This is a genomic window from Pseudonocardia halophobica (assembly GCF_027922425.1).
Lineage (GTDB): Bacteria > Actinomycetota > Actinomycetes > Mycobacteriales > Pseudonocardiaceae > Pseudonocardia > Pseudonocardia halophobica.
In genome coordinates this window covers 1-514 of sequence record NZ_BSFQ01000299.1, presented here as the reverse complement: position 1 = coordinate 514, position 514 = coordinate 1, and the positions used below count along the sequence as shown (strand labels likewise).

Annotated in this window: 1 pseudogene; it reads left to right on the top strand. The window is 70.8% G+C overall.

Annotation, left to right across the window (positions count from 1 at the left end):
* Window positions 1-249: 249 nt before the first annotated feature.
* Window positions 250-514 (top strand): annotated as a pseudogene (locus tag PKE99_RS38710) (hypothetical protein); the annotation flags it as partial.

Genomic DNA, 514 nt, shown 5'->3' with positions numbered 1-514 from the left:
GGATCGCCCCGTCGAGCTCGGCCCGCAGGGCGTGCTCGACGGCGTCGACCGCGAAGCCGACCGGAACGGTCGCACTCGGTGCCACCGCGGACGTCGATCGCGGAGGTCTCCTTCACCCTCCGACCTCGCTGCGCACCGGGCGCTGCCGGAGTGCGTCGGGTGTTCGCACTACGCCGTCCTGTGGACCTCGATACCGTCCCGGGCGGCACGCGTGGAGGCCCCAGTGGAACGGGTAGGAGGCAGCGCGACGTGCCGCAGTCCGACCGCAGGCGCAAGCGGCCGACTGCGAAGGGCGCGGCCGAGCATGCCCAGGTTTCGGCGAGCAGGGTGTCCTACGGGCTCAACGACTCCGGACCGGTCACGTCGGAGCGGCGCAACCGGGTGCTGGACGCCTTCCGGTGCTGGATTGCTCGCCCAACGAGTTCGCGCGTCCTGGACGAGCGAGCTGTGCCCGTGGAAGAATCGATTCCATCGAACTTCTCGGTCGTCGCGTGGAAGGTGGGTGGCTCGGCGG